Source organism: Agrobacterium tumefaciens (assembly GCF_017726655.1).
Lineage (GTDB): Bacteria > Pseudomonadota > Alphaproteobacteria > Rhizobiales > Rhizobiaceae > Agrobacterium > Agrobacterium tumefaciens_B.
Window position 1 is genome coordinate 1,519,888 of record NZ_CP072309.1, and the last position, 17,913, is coordinate 1,537,800.

A 17,913-nucleotide genomic window follows, 5' to 3' on the forward strand; every position below is an offset into this window, starting at 1 on the left:
GGCTTTACGGTCAGGAAAAGCGTCCAGCCCGAAACGGATCGACGGAAATGGTGGTGTCTTCGGCGTTGACGAGCTGCGTCACCAGCCGCGCGGTGGCGGCGGACTGGGTCAGGCCCAGATGGCCATGGCCGAAAGCGTAGATAACAGAAGGGGTTGCCCTTGCCGTTCCGATGACGGGAAGACAATCCGGCATGGACGGGCGGAAACCCATCCATTGCGTCCCGCCCTCAAGCCTCAGCCCGGGCAGGAAGCGTCCCGCCTTTTTCAGCATCGCTTCCGAGCGGCGGAAATTGGCTGGCAGTTCCAGACCGCCAAGCTCCACCGCCCCGCCGACACGAATGCCGTTTGCAAGCGGCGTGACGACGAAACCGTGGTCATTGAAATAAAGTTGACGCGTTAGGTTGAAGGCATTGGCGGGAAGCGTGGTGTTGTAGCCACGCTCCGTTTCGAGCGGCACGACATTACCAAGCGATGCCGCGAGCTTCCGGGACCACGCGCCGCAGGCGACAATCACCTTGTCGGCATCGATCTTGTCACCATTTTCCAGCGTGACGATCGTACTTTCCCCGACGGCGTCGATGCGCTCAGCCTCGCCTTTCCGCAAGCTGGCGCCGCGGGCGATGACGAGATCGAAAATCGCGCGGGTAAAATCGTAGGGATCCGAGACCTGCAAGCCATCAGGAGAAAATACAGCGTGGCCAAATTGCGGCGCGAGTCCCGGTTGCAGCTCTTCGATTTCCCGGCGACCGACGCGCTGGAAGGTAAATCCGGCGCGCTCCTTTTCGTCCCAGTCTATCCGCGAAGCTTCAAGGCTTGCCTCGCTGTCGTAAAGATCGAGCGTGCCGGTTTTGGAAATGAGGTGCGAAAGCTCCGGCATGGCCGCAACATGGGCCATTTCAACGCTGGCCAGCCGGTTGATGTCGGTCAGTGCCTTCAGGCCATGGCGGAAGTTGCGCTCGGCGCTGGCGCGCCAGAAGCGCCACAGCCAAGGCGCAATCTTGCTCGCATAGGCCGGCGGGACGCTTAGTGGACCGAGCGGGTCGAATAGCCAGCGGGGGGCTTTTTTCATGATGCCTGGGGCGGGGATGGGAATGATTTCGGAAAATGCCAGAATGCCGGCATTACCGGAGCTTGCGCCCCGTGCAACGTCGCCGCGCTCTAACAGCACCACATCACGGCCCGCATTCTGCAGATAAAGCGCCGCCATGGAACCGATAATGCCGGTGCCGATGACCAGCACGTCGCATTTCAGGGTTTTGGTCATCGGCGCTCCTGCAAGACAATTTCTTGGATCGCAATACCAATGAATGCCTTGCCGATGAAAGGCCGCTTCATGCCGCCTTCGAAGAAATATTAGTGGTGTGGCAAATAAGCGCTGACGGCACAAGGCGACGCCAAGGAAACGGCAGGAAAAATACTTTCAACTATAAATAGTTATGCTCCAACATTAAGTGCTATTTAACGCACGTCTACTAGGTTCTCTCGCAGCCAGGCCGGCAACCGGTTTCAGAACGGCGGGCAGTCCGTATTCAGTAAATTTGGGGATTTCAGTATGTCTCGTTTTTCAAAGTTCGGTTTCGATGCGAGCGCGGTTCTAGACGCCCTCAGCAACTCCCAAGCCATCATTGAATTCGATCTCAATGGTAACATCCTCAAGGCGAATGAGAATTTCTGCAAGGCTGTCGGTTACACGGAGTCGGAGATCGTCGGTCGGCATCACCGGATGTTTGTTTCTCCAGATGAAGTCACCTCTCCCGAATATCGTCGTTTCTGGGAGAAGCTGTCGCGCGGTGAACACGACAAAGGGCAATATTGCCGCCGGACCAAGAACGGCGACGAGCTGTGGATCGAAGCTTCCTACAATCCCGTTTTCCGTTTCGGTAAACCCTACAAGGTCGTAAAGATTGCAAGCGACATTACCATGACGAGGCGAAAGAGCGCCGAAGATAACGGCAAGCTGGCGGCGCTGTCTCGCGCGCAGGCCATGATCGAGTTTGACCCAGACGGAACCATTCTCTGCGCCAATGCCAATTTTCTGGAGGCGGTCGGGTATCAGGAGAATGAGATTGTCGGCAGGCATCACTCGATGTTCTGCGAGCCATCCTATGTTGAATCCGCGGATTACCGGACCTTCTGGGAGGAGCTACGCTCGGGCAGTTTCTCCACCGGCCAGTTCATGCGGTTTGGCAAGGACGGGAAACGCGTCTTCATTCAGGCCTCGTATAACCCGATCCTTGATGATCGCGGCCGCGTGTTCAAGGTGGTGAAATTCGCTTTTGACATCACCGAGCGGGTTCGTGCCGTGGAAGAGCTGGGCGAAGCGCTTGAGCGGCTTTCCCAGTGCAACATCCGCGTTACCCTCGACCGGCCGTTCATCGGCGAATTCGAAGGTCTGCGCCGCGATTTCAACAAGTCCATCGCCGAATTTCAGAAGACGCTGGAAAATGTGCTTGGCCAGACAGGTGATCTGACACGCAGCAGCCAGGAAGTAAGCGAGGCATCGGTACAGCTGGCCGAGCGTTCGCGCGAACAGGCCATGGCGCTTGAAGAAACCTCCGCCGCGCTGGAGGAAATCACGGCAACCGTTCATTCCTCCACTGAAAATACCAGGGAGACCCGAAGGCTCGTTCAGAGCGCCCGCGAATCGACATCCATTTCGACGGAGGTGGTGGCGCGGACCGTCAATGCCATGCAGCGGATCGAGACGGCGTCGCGGGAGATCAGCCAGATTATCGGCGTCATCGATGAAATCGCCTTTCAGACCAACCTCTTGGCACTCAACGCCGGGGTGGAGGCGGCGCGTGCGGGCGATGCAGGCAAGGGCTTTGCGGTTGTTGCTCAGGAAGTTCGCGAACTTGCGCAGCGTTCCGCCAATGCCGCCAAGGAAATCAAGGCGCTGATCAATAATTCCGGCACCGAAGTGCTGGAAGGGGTACGGCTCGTGGGCGAAACCGGCGAAGCTCTCAAGCAGATCGATGCGCTCGTGAAACATATCGACAGCAATGTCGACATGATCGCGAAGGCAGCCGACGAGCAATCTCTCGGCATCGGCGAAATCAACAGGGCCGTCAGCCAGCTCGACCGTATGACGCAGGAAAATGCCGCGATGAGTGCAAGGACGACGGCCATCAGCGCGACACTTGCAGAAGGGGCAGAGGCTCTGTCTCAGCTCGTGAGCCTGTTCAAGCTCAACCGCCGCTCCGTGCAGCGTGAGGATGGCTCTTCAATCCATACCGCGCGGCCAAATGCCGGGCGGCAGTCCCATCGGCCGGCGCGGGCCGCCTGAGGGGGCTTCGCCAGGCAGGCTCTAACGAGATAAAATCCGGTGGCTGCAAAACAGCCACCGTATCTGTTTAAAGCGAAGGCGGCGTTCCTGAGAGAACGGTTCGACTTCGTGCTGTGCGTGTTCCGTCGGCAGGGATCAATCCGCCCAGGCGGTCCATTATCGTCCGGCGTTATAGGCCGCTATCGCTGCCATGTTGACGATATCGCTGTCTTTGGCACCCATCGAGGTGATCTGTACCGATTTATCGAGGCCAACGAGCAGCGGACCGATGACGGTCGCTCCGCCCAGTTCCTGCAGCATCTTGGTCGAGATAGAGGCGGAATGGATGGCGGGCATGACCAGAACATTGGCCGGGCCAGACAGCCGCGCAAAGGGATACTGGCTCTGCATGCGTTGGTGGTTCAGCGCGACGTCGGCCGACATTTCGCCATCGACCTCGAAGTTGACGTTGCGCCTGTCGAGGATTTTCACCGCTTCGCGTACCTTGTCGGAGCGTTCACCGACCGGCTGGCCGAAGGTGGAATAAGCGAGCATGGCAACGCGGGGCTCGTAACCAAAACGGCGCGCGAGGCCCGCTGCCTCTTCGGCGATATCGGCGAGGTCCTCAGCATTCGGCATGTCATGGACGGCGGTATCGGCGACGAAAACGGTGCGGTTGCGCGAGACAACAAGAGAAACCCCGATCACGCGGTGCCCCGGCTTGGTGTTGATGCAGCGGCGGATGTCTTCCAGCGCGGTGGAATAATTGCGTGTAACGCCCGTCACTACCGCATCAGCGTCGCCCATTGCCACCATGCAGGCGGCGAAGTGGTTGCGGTCGTTGTGGATCAGGCGTTGCACGTCACGCAGCAGGAAGCCGCCGCGTTGCAGCCGAGCGTAAAGATAGTCGATATAGGCATCCACGCGGCTGGAGAGACGGGCATTGGTGATTTCGATATTGGCACGGTCGAGATCGATGCCAGCACGCTCCGCATTGGCCTTGATGATATCGTCGCGGCCGAGCAGGATGGCGTTGCCAAGCCCTTGAGCGGTGAACGAAATCGCCGCACGCATGACCTGTTCTTCTTCCGCTTCGGCAAAGACCACGCGCTTGGGCGAGCGCCGAACACGCTCATAAAGGCGCTGCGTCGTCGAGGCCATCGGGTCGCGGCGTGCGGAAAGCTCGCGGGCATAGGCATCGAGATCAGGTAGTTCGCGCTGGGCGACGCCGGTCTCTATGGCAGCCTTGGCCACGGCAACGGGAATGGCCGAAATCAGGCGTGGATCGAAAGGCACCGGAATGATGTATTGCGGTCCGAAACGCGGGCGGTTGCCCTGATAGGCGGCCGCCACATCGTCAGGCACGTCCTCACGCGCCAGATCGGCAAGCGCTTGTGCAGCAGCAATCTTCATCGCGTCGTTGATCTGGCGGGCGCGAACGTCAAGCGCGCCGCGGAAGATATAGGGGAAGCCAAGGACGTTATTGACCTGGTTCGGATAATCGGAGCGACCGGTCGCCATGATGGCGTCGTCGCGAATGCGGGACACCTCCTCCGGCGTGATTTCGGGATCCGGATTGGCCATCGCGAAGATGATCGGCTTCGGCGCCATGGAACGGATCATCTCCTCGGTGAAGGCGCCCTTCTGCGACAGGCCGAAGACGACGTCCGCGCCCTTCATTGCCTCCGCCAGGGTACGGTTCTCAGTTTTCACCGCGTGCGCCGATTTCCACTGGTTCATACCCTCCGTGCGGCCCTGATAAATTACCCCCTTGGTGTCGCAGAGGGTGATGTTTTCCGGGTTGAAGCCCATCGCCTTGATCAGGTCCATACAGGCAATCGCGGCGGCGCCTGCACCGTTGCAAACGAGCTTTGTCGTCTTGAAATCGCGCCCTGTCAGTTCGATGGCGTTGATGAGGCCTGCGGCGGCGATGATCGCGGTGCCGTGCTGGTCGTCATGGAAAACGGGAATATCCATCAGTTCGCGCAGCCGGCTTTCGATGATGAAACATTCCGGCGCCTTGATGTCTTCGAGATTGATACCGCCGAAGGAGGGGCCGAGATAACGCACGCAATTGATGAATTCGTCCGCGTCTTCGGTATCGACCTCAAGATCGATGGAATCGACGTCGGCGAAGCGCTTGAAGAGAACTGACTTGCCTTCCATCACTGGCTTGGAGGCGAGCGCGCCGAGATTGCCAAGGCCAAGGATCGCAGTTCCGTTGGAAATCACGGCGACCATGTTGCCACGCGTCGTGTAATCGTAAGCGGTCGCCGCATTTTCGGCGATGGCTTTTACCGGTACGGCCACGCCGGGAGAGTAGGCGAGCGACAGGTCCCGCTGGGTTGCCATCGGTTTCGTCGGGGTGATTTCCAGCTTGCCCGGCCTGCCCTGTGCGTGGAAATCAAGGGCTTCCTGATCCGTAACCGATGTTCTGGTGCTTGCGGGTTTTGTCGTGTCGGACATGGGCTGAGCGTGCTTTCCTGGCGATAACAATGTAAAAATATCAGCCGTTGTTATTGTATTTTTCGCGCGCCTGCCAAGCCTTCATTGTTGTTCAGTGCAGCAAATTTAAGCGTAATGAAATTTAAAGACGTTTTAATCGATTAAGTCCACTTGCTGGCCTTAGGGGCCGCGTTGGTAAGCCCGGAGCGCCATATTTACGAAGGCGTCCACATGAAGGGCGAGTGGGCCACGCCTGACGACGAGCACGCAGTCAGACCATGCCTCGGCGCTGTCGATCGGCACAGCGGCAATGCCACGTGTGGAACGCACGGTGCTTTCCGGCAGAATGGAAATTCCCGCACCTGCTTCCACAAGCGCAAGGATCGTATTGATATTGGCGATACGCATGCCGATCTTCGGCTCGCAACCGGCATCCTCGAAAAGGGTCAGTGCGCTGTTGCTGAGGCCCAGGCCGATCTCGTCGATCGGCAGCAGGAGATTTTCCTGCGCGATATCGCCAGCCGAGAGTCTGGAGCGGGAGGCAAGCGGATGATCTTCCGAAACCGCCACGCATAGTTTCGAGCGGTCGAACGGCATCGCCCTCAAGGTTTGGGGTAGCGGGGGAAGGGGCGTGCGGATGAAGGCGACATCGGTCTTGCGCGTTTCCACTTGCTCGATCAGTTGTTCCATCGTCATGCCAGGCAAGAGCTCCAGAGTCACATCCCTGTGCTCATCCCCATAGCGGGTGATGAGCGCCGGCAGCTTCCGCTCTGCCATGACGCTGGTGCCATAACCTATGCGCAGCGTTCCCAGCTGGCCACGCCTTATCTGCCGCGCCTTGTCCATCGCGCTCTTGGTGCGGGCGAGGATTTCTTCCGCCTCAACGAGCATGGATTGCCCCGCCGGCGTGAGTTCCACACCGCGATTGATACGATGAAAGAGTTTGAAGCCAAGCGTTTCTTCCAGTTGTCGGATGCGCTGTGTAACGGCCGGCTGGGCAATGCCGAGCTGTATGGCTGCGGCGCGGAAATTCCTGGCCCTTGCGGCCTCCACGAATATGGTAAGTTGTCGAGTGTCCATGGCAGAGAGGTCTTTATAGCGGCAGGCTTTGCGTGATATAAGTGCAGCTTATCAAAATTGTCCTTTTCGCGCATTGTCATCTTGTCGCAGGCGACGTTATACCGCAGCTCAGGATCGTGAGCGTCTTTACCGCCTGTGCAGGTGAGGGCGATCCGGACCGGGGAGGATTTGTTCAAGCACATTGTCTGCCGTCCAAGGGGACGGCGGTAACCTGCAGTGAATGGGTCAAATGACAGTCACAACGGAAGTCTTCCCCACCATTGTTCCCCGTTCAGCCGCGCCGCCACCGGCGCGCCTTCGTATGGCCGCATCGGCGACGAACTGTCCGCGCTTTGCGGGACACTGAACGATCATCGGGCCTTAAGCCTTCTGGGCGGCTCTTCTAACCGGACAAATATTATGGGTAATCCAGCAACTTCATTGTCGCTCCCGGCCAGATTATGGCTGTTGGTGCTCGGCGCGGTCATCATTGCCGCAGGACTGTTCTTCTCCATTGGCGGCGGCCAACTCGTCGCCCTCGGCGGCAGCCCCTATTTTATCATCGCAGGTATCGCGCTCGTCGTCTCCGGCCTGCTCATTCTGCTGCGCAAGCCTGCGGGTGCGCTTGTTTTCGGTCTCATTTTCATCCTCACCGGCGTTTGGGCGGTATGGGAAGTGGGGCTAGATTTCTGGCCGCTGATTTCCCGCCTGCTGGCAATCGGCGTCGGGGCAACCGTTGTTGCCCTGTCGTACCCGCTGCTGCGACGTGCGGCTGGCAAAACGCCGGCATTGGGCTCTTCTCTTGCGGTTGCGGCGGTTCTTGCCATCGCCTCCGGCGCCGGTTTTGCCGGCATGTTCGTTGCGCATCCGACCGTCGCCTTCAATGGTGAGGCGGCCGCGCTGACGCCCGTAACGCCGGAAGCGGAGCAGAAGAACTGGGAACATTACGGCAATACTTCCGGCGGCAGCCGCTTTGTCGCGCTTGATCAAATCACCCGCGACAACGTCAAGAACCTCGAGGTGGCCTGGACTTATCACACGGGCGATACTCCGATCAGCCCCGGCGCAAACGGCGCGGAAGATCAGGAAACGCCGCTGCAGGTGGGCGACACCGTGTTCCTGTGCACCCCGCACAATAATGTCATCGCGCTCGATGCCGACACCGGTGCTGAAAAGTGGAAGACGGAAATCAACGCCAAATCCTCGGTCTGGATGCGTTGCCGCGGCCTTGCCTATTTCGATGCCAAGGCGCCGCTGAAACAGCCGACCGCGCCGGGCTCGACGCCCGTCACGCCGGCGGTGGTGGCCGAAGGCGCGCTTTGCCAGCGCCGAATCTTGATGAACACCATCAATGCGGAACTCATCGCGCTTGATGCCGACACCGGCGCGTTTTGCCCTGACTTCGGCACCAATGGGCGCGTTGATCTGAAGATCGGTATGGGAGATGCCCCCGACCCGCAATATGTCCTGACCTCGGCTCCCACGCTCGCCGGCACGACCGTTGTTGTTGGCGGTCGTATCGCCGACAACGTGCAGGTCGATATGCCCGGCGGCGTGATGCGCGGTTTTGACGTGGTGACGGGCGAGCTTCGCTGGGCGTTCGACCCGGGTAATCCTGACATCACCAAGCTGCCGCCTCCGGGCCAAACCTATACGCGTTCCACGCCGAACGTCTGGGCATCCATGTCCTACGATCCGGACCTGAACACGGTCTTCATGCCTGTCGGCAGCCCTTCGGTGGACTTGTACGGCGCGACCCGCACACCGCTCGACCATAAATATGGTGCCTCGATGCTGGCGCTCGACGCCACGACCGGTCGCGAAAAATGGGTCTACCAGACGGTTCATAACGACCTCTGGGACTTCGACGTGCCGATGCAGCCGAGCTTCATCGATTTCCCGAAAGCGGATGGAACGACGGTGCCGGCATTGGTCTTCGGCACCAAGGCGGCGCAGATCTATGTTCTCGACCGGGCGACCGGGCAGCCGCTGACCAAGGTTGAAGAAGTTCCGGTGAAGCCCGCCAACATTCCGAACGAGCCTTATGCGCCGACGCAACCACGCTCGGTCGGCATGCCGCAGATCGGTGCGCAGACCTTGACGGAAGCGGACATGTGGGGCGCGACCCCGTTTGACCAGCTTCTTTGCCGTATCGCCTTCAAGGGCATGCGTTATGAAGGACTTTACACGGCACCCGGTACGGACCTTTCGCTCTCTTTCCCGGGCTCGCTCGGCGGCATGAACTGGGGTGGCATTTCCACGGATCCGACGACGAACACCATTTTCGTCAATGACATGCGCCTTGGCCTCTGGATCCAGATGAAAGAAGCTGCGCCGACCAAAGCTGTCGCCAGCGGTGGCGAGAGCGTCAACACCGGCATGGGCGTCGTTCCCATGAAGGGCACGCCCTATGCGGTCAACAAGAACCGTTTCCTCTCGGCGCTCGGTATTCCCTGCCAGGCTCCGCCTTACGGCACCATGACCGCAATCGACATGAAGACGCAGCAGATCAAATGGCAGGTGCCGGTGGGCACGGTCGAAGATACGGGTCCGCTCGGCATCAAGATGGGCCTGCCCATCCCGATCGGCATGCCGACGCTTGGCGGCACGCTTGCCACTCAGGGCGGCCTCGTCTTCATCGCTGGCACGCAGGACTACTATCTGCGCGCCTTCGACACGGCAACCGGCAAGGAAGTCTGGAAGGCCCGCCTTCCCGTCGGCAGCCAGGGCGGCCCGATGAGCTACAAGTCGCCAAAGACCGGCAAGCAATATGTCGTCATCTCGGCCGGCGGTGCTCGTCAGTCTCCGGATCGTGGCGATTATGTCATCGCGTATGCCTTACCGAACTGATCCTTGTCGTTCAGTTTTTTGAATGGAAACCCCGGAAGATGATTTCGGGGTTTTCCTTTGTCTGCGTGCGGCATGCCGCCCGTTCGTGCGGAACCTCATCATCATCCTGGCGTTAGGAAAAACAGCCTGCCGGCCACGCACCGCCGCACCAGGCGTTCAGACGACGGAATTATCGGCCCTTGCTTATCCACAGCTTGAACTGGTGATGGCGGTGTCGTGAAATATCTATATTGTCCGGCGCGTCAGGGAATTTGAGTAAGAAAGGTTTTGTAGTGAACGAACAATCTCGAAAGATCACGCCGGTTCTTCTTGCTGGTGGTGCTGGCTCGCGGCTTTGGCCGGTATCGCGTGATCAGTTGCCAAAGCAGTTTCAGCCGCTGGTTGGCAATCTTTCGACATATCAACAGACGCTGAAACGCGTCGGTGATAAACGTCTTTATTCGGAAGCCCTGGTCATTACCAACGAGGATTTTCGCTTCTTTGCCCGTCGCCAGGCTGAAGAAATCGATCTGCCCGCGACCGTTGTGCTCGAGCCCGCCCGCCGCGACAGCGCCGCTGCGATGGCTGCCGCTGCGGTGCTTGCCGAACGCCGCGAACCGGGCTGCCTCGTACTGGCGCTTGCTGCCGACCACGTGGTTCTCGATCCCGAAAAATTTTCCGACGCCGTAAAGCTTGGCGCCAAGGCCGCCGATCAGGGCAGCATTGTTGTTTTTGGCCTGGTGCCAACGGAGCCGCGCACCTCCTACGGATATATCAAGCCGGGCGAGCCGATTGATGGTGAGGCGGACCTCAGCACCGTCGATGCCTTCAAGGAAAAACCGGATGTATCGACGGCGATTTCCTATCTGGAAAAAGGTTATCTCTGGAATTCCGGTAACTTCCTGTTCCGCTCCGATGTGATGATTGCCGAACTCAAGGCTTTTGCGCCGGAGATTCTCGCGGCGGTAACGCAGGCGGTTGACCAATATGAAAGCGACCTTGGATTTGTGCGTCTGGATAAGGATAGCTTTGAAGCCTCTCCCAAAAACTCCATCGACTATGCGGTGATTGAAAAAACGAAGCGCATGGCGGTGGTGCACGGCCATTTCCGCTGGTCCGACATCGGCAGCTGGGATGCGATCTGGGAAATCGCTGACAAACATGACAATGAGAACGCGCTTGAAGGCAACGGCGTGTTCATCGATTCCGAAGGCTGCCTCATTCACTCCACACAGCTGCTGACGACGGTTGTCGGAGCAAAAGACATGGTGGTTGTAACCACCAAGGATGCGGTGCTGGTCGTCCCAAAGAACCGGGTACAGGATGTGAAGGGTCTGGTTGAGACGCTCAAGGACAGCAAACATGCGCCGCAAACCGAAACTCACAAGCGGGTCTACCGACCCTGGGGCTATATCGAACACATGTACGTGGACGAGCGTTACCGGGTCGGCCACATCACGGTCGATCCCGGCCACCGCATTTCGTTCCAAAGACACTATCATCGCTCAGAGCACTGGATCATCGTCAAGGGCACTGCGACCGTGACGATCGGCGAGGAAACCCGTCTGCTGACGGAGAACCAGTCTGTCTATATCCCGATTGGCCAGCCGCACCGTCTCGCCAATGAGGGCCAGATTCCGCTCGAGCTGGTTGAAATTCAAACCGGGGCATATCTCGGCGAGGATGATGTGATCCGCATAGAGGATGATTATAAGCGCGAATAGTAGATTGCCTTCTAAGATAGCGCGATAGGGCGAAGCGGGAGGTATTCCGCTTCGCCTTTATGTTTTTAACGGCGAGCACCTGCTACGCAAATACGGATGCGGCAGCGGCCTTCTTTTCAAAAATGGTGGGAACGGCGGAACGTAGCATGCAGCCCCGCGCGGATTTTGCCGGATTTCGGGTCGAGAAGGGTGTCTAAAATAGCCACATCGAGATTCGCATTTTAAGCGGTTGCCTAATCAAAATTCTTCGCATAGGTTCCAACTGTAACGTTTCAGTGAGGGAGGAGCTCATGCGAATGCGTCTTATTTCTGCGGCCTTTTTGGCCAGTGTGATGATTCCGGCGGGTGTAGCCGGTGCCACCGATCTTGAGGTGACCCATTGGTGGACGTCGGGTGGTGAAGCCGCCGCCGTGGCCGAACTGGCCAAGGCTTTCGATGCGACCGGCAATAAGTGGGTGGACGGCGCGATTGCCGGTTCGGGCGGTACGGCCCGGCCGATAATGATCAGCCGCATCACCGGCGGCGACCCGATGGGCGCGACCCAGTTCAACCATGGCCGTCAGGCGGAAGAACTCGTTCAGGCCGGCCTGATGCGTGACCTGTCGGATGTCGCCGCAAAAGGGAACTGGAAAGAGGTCATCAAGCCCTCCAGTCTACTGGACAGCTGCACGATTGATGGGAAGATCTATTGCGCGCCGGTCAATATTCATTCCTGGCAATGGCTCTGGCTGTCCAATGCGGCCTTCAAAAAGGCAGGCGTTGAAGTTCCGAAGAACTGGACGGAGTTTGTTGCGGCCGCACCGGCGCTGAAAAAAGCAGGCATCCAGCCGCTCGCGCTCGGCGGGCAGGCCTGGCAGGCAAACGGCTTGTTCGATACGCTGACGCTTTCGATCGGCGGCAAGGATCTGTACCAGAAGGTCTACGGCGACAAGGATGAAGAAGCGGCCGCGGGTCCCGACATGGCAAAGATTTTCGCGGCTGCCGTCGAGGCGCGCGACATGGCAAAGGGCACCAATGTTCAGGATTGGAACCAGGCCACCAACATGGTGATAACTGGCAAGGCTGCTGGCCAGGTGATGGGTGACTGGGCGCAGGGTGAATTCCAGCTGGCCAACCAGAAAGCCGGCACGGACTATTCCTGCCTTCCTGGTCTCGGCCTGAGTGAATATCTGACCACGGGTGGCGATGCCTTCTATTTCCCGGTTCTTAAAGATGAGGAAAAAACCAAGGCGCAGGACGTGCTGGCAGCAACCATCGTCGATCCAAAGACGCAGGTTGCCTTCAACCTGAAGAAGGGCTCGCTGCCTATCCGCGGTGACGTAGACCTCAATGCAGCGAATGACTGCATGAAAAAGGGACTGGCCATTCTGGCCAAGGGCAATGCGCTGACCAGCGTTGACCAGCTGATTTCCGCGGACTCGCAGAAGCAGAAGGAAGACCTGATGGCAGAATTCTTTGCTGGCTCGATGTCGGCAGAGGATGCGCAGAAGCGCTTTGCGGATATCATCGGCTCGGCTGACTGATCGTGATTTCTCCGGTGGGGGGAGCGGCTCGCTCCCCCTTCCAACGTCCGGCTCACAACAAAAACAATCTTGTTTGTCGGGGTTCCGTGCAGCGGAGAATTTTTCTCGGCTGTTGACTGTAACGTTACAGGAGGAGGTAACATGGCGGGTCAAGCGCGCTCCGGGCGCCCCAACCAGCTCTTTCGCAATCTGAATTCCAAGATTGCTTCCATCCCCATGATATTGACCGCAGTGGTGATCTTCCTCGGCGGGACGATCTGGACGGTCGTTTATTCCTTCACCAATTCCAAGCTTCTGCCGCGGGCGAGCTTTGTCGGTTTCGATCAATACGAGCGGCTATGGGCCGCGCCACGCTGGATCGTCTCGATCCAGAACCTGGCGATTTACGGCGTGCTGTCGCTGATCTTCAGCCTCGTCATCGGTTTCGTGCTGGCGGCACTGATGGACCAGAAAATTCGTTTCGAAAACACCTTTCGCACCATCTTCCTTTATCCCTTCGCCTTGTCCTTCATTGTGACAGGTCTTGTCTGGCAATGGCTGTTGAACCCGGAATTCGGGATCCAGTCCGTGGTCCGCTCGCTCGGCTGGGAAAGCTTTACATTCGATCCGCTCTATAATTCTCAGATTGTCATATACGGCATCCTGATTGCGGCGCTCTGGCAGGGAACCGGGCTTGTCATGTGCCTGATGCTGGCCGGGCTTCGTGGCATCGACGAGGATATCTGGAAGGCGACGCGCGTGGATGGCATCCCGATGTGGAAGACCTATATTCTCATCATCATTCCCATGATGCGCCCCGTCTTCATCACCACGCTCGTCATCATCGCCAGTGGCATCGTCAAGGTCTATGATCTGGTCGTGGCGCAGACCAGCGGCGGACCGGGCATCGCGTCTGAAGTGCCGGCGAAGTACGTCTACGACTACATGTTCCAGGCGCAGAACCTGGGGCAAGGTTTTGCCGCCTCCACCATGATGCTCATCACCGTCGCGATCATCATCATTCCATGGGCCTACCTCGAATTCGGAGGCAAAAAGCGTGGCTAATATCAGCACCTTGAATACCGTTGTTGCCGCCAGCGACGCGGTTGCCGACAAGCTTTCCGGCCCGCGCGGCAAGAAGCCGAGGAAGACCTTTTCCCGCCGCAACATCATCCTCTACGGCACGCTCTTCGTGGCCGCCGCCTATTACCTCCTGCCGCTCTACGTGATGGTCGTCACCTCGCTGAAGGGCATGCCGGAAATCCGCCTCGGCAACATCTTCGCGCCACCGGTGGAGATCACCTTCGAGCCGTGGGTGAAGGCCTGGGCCAATGCCTGCACCGGCCTCAATTGCGACGGGCTTTCGCGTGGTTTCTGGAACTCCGTACGCATTCTCGTGCCATCCGTGGTCATTTCCATCGTCGTCGCTTCCGTCAGCGGCTACGCCATGGCGAACTGGAAGTTCAAGGGATCGGAACTGTTTTTCTCGATCCTGATCATCGGCGCCTTCATCCCCTATCAGGTCATGATCTATCCGATCGTCATCGTGCTGCGCGAACTGGGCATTTACGGCACGCTGACCGGTCTCGTCATCGTCCACACCATCTTCGGCATGCCGATCCTGACGCTGCTGTTCCGGAATTACTTCGCCTCGCTGCCGGAGGAACTCTTCAAGGCAGCGCGTATCGACGGCGCCAATTTCTGGCAGATTTATTTCCGCATCATGCTGCCGATGTCGCTGCCGATCTTCGTCGTGGCGATGATCCTGCAGGTGACGGGCATCTGGAACGACTTCCTGTTCGGCGTGGTGTTCACGCGGCCGGAATATTACCCGATGACCGTGCAGCTCAATAATATCGTCAACTCCGTACAGGGCGTGAAGGAATACAACGTCAACATGGCCGCCACGCTTCTGACCGGTGCTGTGCCGCTGATCGTTTATTTCGTCTCCGGCAGGCTATTCGTGCGCGGCATTGCCGCCGGCGCAGTGAAAGGTTGAGTTATATGAACAAAAGCGTTTCCATCCGTGATCTTTCTCTGTCTTTCGGTGCCGTCACCGTTCTGAAAGACCTCAATCTCGATATTTACGACGGCGAATTTCTCGTTCTGCTCGGCTCGTCCGGTTGCGGCAAGTCGACCCTGCTCAACTGCATTGCCGGGCTTCTGGAACCGACCGACGGACAGATCTTCATCAAGGACCGCAACGTCACCTGGGAGGAGCCGAAGGATCGCGGCATCGGCATGGTGTTCCAGTCCTATGCGCTTTATCCGCAGATGACGGTGGAGAAGAACCTGTCATTCGGCCTCCAGGTCGCCAAGGTTCCAAAGGATGAAATTGACCGTCGCGTCAAAAGAGCAGCCGGCATCCTGCAGATCGAGCCTTTGCTGAAGCGCAAGCCGGCAGAGCTTTCCGGCGGCCAGCGTCAGCGCGTGGCGATCGGCCGGGCGCTGGTGCGGGACGTGGATGTCTTTCTTTTCGACGAGCCGCTGTCCAACCTCGATGCCAAGCTGCGTTCGGAACTGCGTGTCGAAATCAAGCGGCTGCACCAGTCGTTGAAGAACACCATGATCTACGTGACGCACGACCAGATCGAGGCGCTGACGTTGGCGGACCGCATCGCCATCATGAAGAGCGGGGTCATCCAGCAGCTGGCCGATCCCGTCACCATTTACAACAAGCCGCGAAACCTTTTTGTTGCCGGTTTCATCGGTTCGCCATCGATGAACTTTTTGCGCGGTGAGCTGATCGAAAAGGACGGTAAGGTCGTCTTCACGACCAATGGGGTTACCTTCTCACTTGATGGCTACCATGCCGAAACACCGCTTGCCGCAGGGCGTGCCGTGGTCCTTGGCGTGCGGCCTGAGCATGTGCGCGTCGATGCCGATATCCTGAGTGGCGAAGTGCATGAGGCTGTTGTCGATATCGAAGAGCCGATGGGTGCCGACAATCTGATCTGGCTGAAACATGCAGGGCATACGCTCTCCGTGCGCGTCGGCGGTCATAGACGGTTCTCGCCGGGCACGAAGGTTCGCCTCGGTCTTGATATGACAATGGCCTCCCTTTTCGACGCTGAGAGCGAGGACCGGCTCTAAGGCGTTTTCCACGTTCCACACAATCCCAAGACCCAGATCTCTATGGAGGAGACAATGACAGAACTCGGTTTTCAGCTTTACAGCGCCCGCAATTTTCAGCCCTTTTCCGATATTTTGAAGAAGCTATCGGCGGCGGGCTACAGCCAAGTCGAAGGGTATGGCGCCATGTACGCCTCTCTCGATGAGGCCGGCCTGAAGGGCCTGCGCGCTGGACTCGATGCCAACGGTCTGACCATGCCCACCGGCCATTTCGGCCTCGATCTCCTCGAGGGCGATCCGGGCAGGGCGCTGAACATCGCGAAAGTTTTGGGCGTGGAGGCGATTTATTGCCCTTACCTGATGCCCGACCAGCGCCCGACAGATGCCGCTGGCTGGTTTGCCTTCGGCAAGCGTCTGCAGGAGGCTGGCAAACCTTTTGTCGACGCCGGCCTGACCTTCGGTTGGCACAACCATGATTTCGAGTTCAAGGCGCTCGCCGATGGCTCCACGCCGCAGGAACAAATATTTGCCGGTGGCCCGGACCTGAAGTGGGAAGCGGATATCGCCTGGATCGTCAGGGGCAATGCCGATCCGCTCGCCTGGATCGAAAGCTACGGCAAACGCATCACTGCCGTGCATGTAAAGGATATCGCACCATCGGGCGAAAATGCGGATGAAGACGGTTGGGCCGATGTTGGTCATGGCACGGTGGACTGGAAGGGTCTTATCGCCGCATTGAAAGCAAAGTCCGCCACGAAACATTTCGTGGTCGAGCATGACAATCCCAAGGATATCGACCGGCTGATCACCCGTTCGATCGCATCGTTCAAAACCTACTAAGTCTCAATTTCGGAGTTTCATCATGGCCAGAGATCTTGGCGTCGGCATCATCGGATGCGGCAATATCTCGTCTGCATATTTTTCGCTGGCACCGCTCTTCAAGGGCATCAAGGTGCTGGCCTGTGCCGACCTCAACCGCAATGCAGCGGAACTGAGGGCGGAAGAGTTCGGTGTTGTCGCGCAGTCCATCGACGATCTGCTCGCCAACCCGGAAATTGACGTGGTGGTGAACCTCACCATCCCCGCCGCACATTATCCGGTTTCGAAGGCGGCCCTTGAGGCGGGAAAACACGTGTATTCGGAAAAGCCGCTGGTGCTTTCGCTGGAAGAGGGCGAGGAGTTGCGGCGCATTTCGCGGGAGAAGAACCTTTCCGTCGGCTGCGCCCCGGATACTTTTCTTGGTGGTGCGCATCAGCTTGCCCGCAAATATATCGACGAGGGCAAGGTCGGACGCATCACCTCGGGCACCTGCCATGTGATGAGCCCCGGCATGGAAATGTGGCACCCCAATCCGGGTTTCTTTTTCCTGCAGGGCGGCGGGCCGATCCTCGATCTGGGGCCGTACTATGTCGCCAATCTCATCAACCTCATCGGCCCGGTCAAGCGCGTTGGCGCGCTCACCTCGATGGCAAGCCCCACCCGCACCGTAACCAGCCAGCCGCTTAACGGCGAGATCATCCCCGTCGAAACACCGACCAATATCCACGCCCTGCTGGAATTCGTGAATGGTGCGACGATTACGCTTTCGGCCAGCTGGGATGTCTGGTCGCATCGCCACGCAAACATGGAACTTTACGGCACGGACGGCTCGATCTTTGTGCCAGACCCGAATTTCTTCGGGGGCGTTGTGGAGGCGAGCGGCCGTGACAAGAACATCCAGCCGCTGGAAGACTGGGCGCATCCCTTCGGTATCGCCAATCAGGAAAGCCCGAACGGCCCTCGCGCCAACTATCGCACGGCCGGGCTTGCCGATATGGCGATTGCCATACTGGAAGGTCGCGACGCCCGCTGCTCGCTGGATCGTTCGCTGCACGGTATCGACGTGATGACCTCGATCCTGAAATCGGGTGAAGAAGGCCGCTTCATCGAGATGACGACGACATGCACGCAGCCGGCAGCTCTCGGCATCGAGGAGGCACAGGCGCTGCTGCGCTAAGGTTTTTACTATAGCTTGGAA

At 58.5% G+C, this 17,913-nt stretch carries 13 protein-coding genes; 10 read left to right on the forward strand and 3 right to left on the reverse strand.

Features of this window, described 5'->3' with window-relative positions; all coding sequences use genetic code 11:
* Window positions 1-10: 10 nt before the first annotated feature.
* Window positions 11-1,264, reverse strand: a complete 1,254-nt coding sequence (locus AT6N2_RS21240; protein WP_209091256.1) for an NAD(P)/FAD-dependent oxidoreductase — start codon at window positions 1,262-1,264, stop codon at window positions 11-13.
* A gap of 288 nt (window positions 1,265-1,552) precedes the next feature.
* Here AT6N2_RS21240 and AT6N2_RS21245 point away from each other — a divergent pair, with 288 nt between their 5' ends.
* Complete coding sequence (locus AT6N2_RS21245) at window positions 1,553-3,286, forward strand: methyl-accepting chemotaxis protein (RefSeq protein ID WP_209091257.1); 1,734 nt, start codon at window positions 1,553-1,555, stop codon at window positions 3,284-3,286.
* Between the two features lie 156 nt (window positions 3,287-3,442).
* Here the strand turns inward: AT6N2_RS21245 and AT6N2_RS21250 are convergent, their stop codons facing one another.
* Entirely contained in the window at window positions 3,443-5,731 is a 2,289-nt protein-coding gene (locus AT6N2_RS21250) for an NADP-dependent malic enzyme (RefSeq protein ID WP_209091258.1), read from the reverse strand.
* 159 nt (window positions 5,732-5,890) lie between these two features.
* Window positions 5,891-6,790 carry a LysR family transcriptional regulator gene (locus AT6N2_RS21255; protein ID WP_209091260.1) on the reverse strand — a complete coding sequence of 300 codons (900 nt, stop codon included), beginning with the start codon at window positions 6,788-6,790 and terminating at the stop codon, window positions 5,891-5,893.
* A 399-nt stretch (window positions 6,791-7,189) separates the two neighbouring features.
* On the opposite strand from AT6N2_RS21255, the gene AT6N2_RS21260 reads away from it, so the two are divergent.
* The 9 genes from AT6N2_RS21260 to AT6N2_RS21300 all read left to right on the forward strand — a co-directional run bounded on the left by AT6N2_RS21260 (window position 7,190) and on the right by AT6N2_RS21300 (window position 17,892).
* Entirely contained in the window at window positions 7,190-9,619 is a 2,430-nt protein-coding gene (locus AT6N2_RS21260; protein WP_209091262.1) for a glucose/quinate/shikimate family membrane-bound PQQ-dependent dehydrogenase, read from the forward strand.
* Between the two features lie 22 nt (window positions 9,620-9,641).
* The gene (locus AT6N2_RS21265; protein WP_063949176.1) at window positions 9,642-9,839 is read left to right on the forward strand and encodes a hypothetical protein; all 198 of its coding nucleotides are present in this window, start codon (window positions 9,642-9,644) and stop codon (window positions 9,837-9,839) included.
* A 52-nt stretch (window positions 9,840-9,891) separates the two neighbouring features.
* Window positions 9,892-11,322, forward strand: a complete 1,431-nt coding sequence (locus AT6N2_RS21270) for a mannose-1-phosphate guanylyltransferase/mannose-6-phosphate isomerase (RefSeq protein ID WP_063949177.1) — start codon at window positions 9,892-9,894, stop codon at window positions 11,320-11,322.
* A gap of 290 nt (window positions 11,323-11,612) precedes the next feature.
* On the forward strand, window positions 11,613-12,845 hold the full coding sequence (locus AT6N2_RS21275) for an ABC transporter substrate-binding protein (RefSeq protein ID WP_209091264.1): 1,233 nt from the start codon (window positions 11,613-11,615) through the stop codon (window positions 12,843-12,845).
* Between the two features lie 141 nt (window positions 12,846-12,986).
* Window positions 12,987-13,889: a carbohydrate ABC transporter permease gene (locus AT6N2_RS21280; RefSeq protein WP_063949179.1), complete on the forward strand. Its 903-nt coding sequence runs from the start codon at window positions 12,987-12,989 to the stop codon at window positions 13,887-13,889.
* A complete protein-coding gene (locus AT6N2_RS21285; protein ID WP_209091266.1) occupies window positions 13,882-14,823 on the forward strand; it encodes a carbohydrate ABC transporter permease in 942 nt (313 codons plus the stop codon). The genes AT6N2_RS21280 and AT6N2_RS21285 overlap by 8 nt, the downstream gene beginning before the upstream one ends.
* Before the next feature lie 5 nt (window positions 14,824-14,828).
* A complete protein-coding gene (locus AT6N2_RS21290; RefSeq protein WP_144576574.1) occupies window positions 14,829-15,917 on the forward strand; it encodes an ABC transporter ATP-binding protein in 1,089 nt (362 codons plus the stop codon).
* A gap of 54 nt (window positions 15,918-15,971) precedes the next feature.
* A complete protein-coding gene (locus tag AT6N2_RS21295; RefSeq protein WP_209091268.1) occupies window positions 15,972-16,736 on the forward strand; it encodes a sugar phosphate isomerase/epimerase family protein in 765 nt (254 codons plus the stop codon).
* A gap of 22 nt (window positions 16,737-16,758) precedes the next feature.
* Window positions 16,759-17,892, forward strand: a complete 1,134-nt coding sequence (locus AT6N2_RS21300) for a Gfo/Idh/MocA family protein (protein WP_063949183.1) — start codon at window positions 16,759-16,761, stop codon at window positions 17,890-17,892.
* Window positions 17,893-17,913 lie beyond the last annotated feature (21 nt).

What these genes read in the sequence shown, in the direction of transcription:
- AT6N2_RS21240 (WP_209091256.1), bottom strand. Translation starts at nt 1,264, where the DNA reads ATGACCAAAACCCTGAAATGCGACGTGCTGGTCATCGGCACCGGCATT.
- AT6N2_RS21245 (WP_209091257.1), top strand. Translation starts at nt 1,553, where the DNA reads ATGTCTCGTTTTTCAAAGTTCGGTTTCGATGCGAGCGCGGTTCTAGAC.
- AT6N2_RS21250 (WP_209091258.1), bottom strand. Translation starts at nt 5,731, where the DNA reads ATGTCCGACACGACAAAACCCGCAAGCACCAGAACATCGGTTACGGAT.
- AT6N2_RS21255 (WP_209091260.1), bottom strand. Translation starts at nt 6,790, where the DNA reads ATGGACACTCGACAACTTACCATATTCGTGGAGGCCGCAAGGGCCAGG.
- AT6N2_RS21260 (WP_209091262.1), top strand. Translation starts at nt 7,190, where the DNA reads ATGGGTAATCCAGCAACTTCATTGTCGCTCCCGGCCAGATTATGGCTG.
- AT6N2_RS21265 (WP_063949176.1), top strand. Translation starts at nt 9,642, where the DNA reads ATGGAAACCCCGGAAGATGATTTCGGGGTTTTCCTTTGTCTGCGTGCG.
- AT6N2_RS21275 (WP_209091264.1), top strand. Translation starts at nt 11,613, where the DNA reads ATGCGAATGCGTCTTATTTCTGCGGCCTTTTTGGCCAGTGTGATGATT.
- AT6N2_RS21280 (WP_063949179.1), top strand. Translation starts at nt 12,987, where the DNA reads ATGGCGGGTCAAGCGCGCTCCGGGCGCCCCAACCAGCTCTTTCGCAAT.
- AT6N2_RS21290 (WP_144576574.1), top strand. Translation starts at nt 14,829, where the DNA reads ATGAACAAAAGCGTTTCCATCCGTGATCTTTCTCTGTCTTTCGGTGCC.
- AT6N2_RS21295 (WP_209091268.1), top strand. Translation starts at nt 15,972, where the DNA reads ATGACAGAACTCGGTTTTCAGCTTTACAGCGCCCGCAATTTTCAGCCC.
- AT6N2_RS21300 (WP_063949183.1), top strand. Translation starts at nt 16,759, where the DNA reads ATGGCCAGAGATCTTGGCGTCGGCATCATCGGATGCGGCAATATCTCG.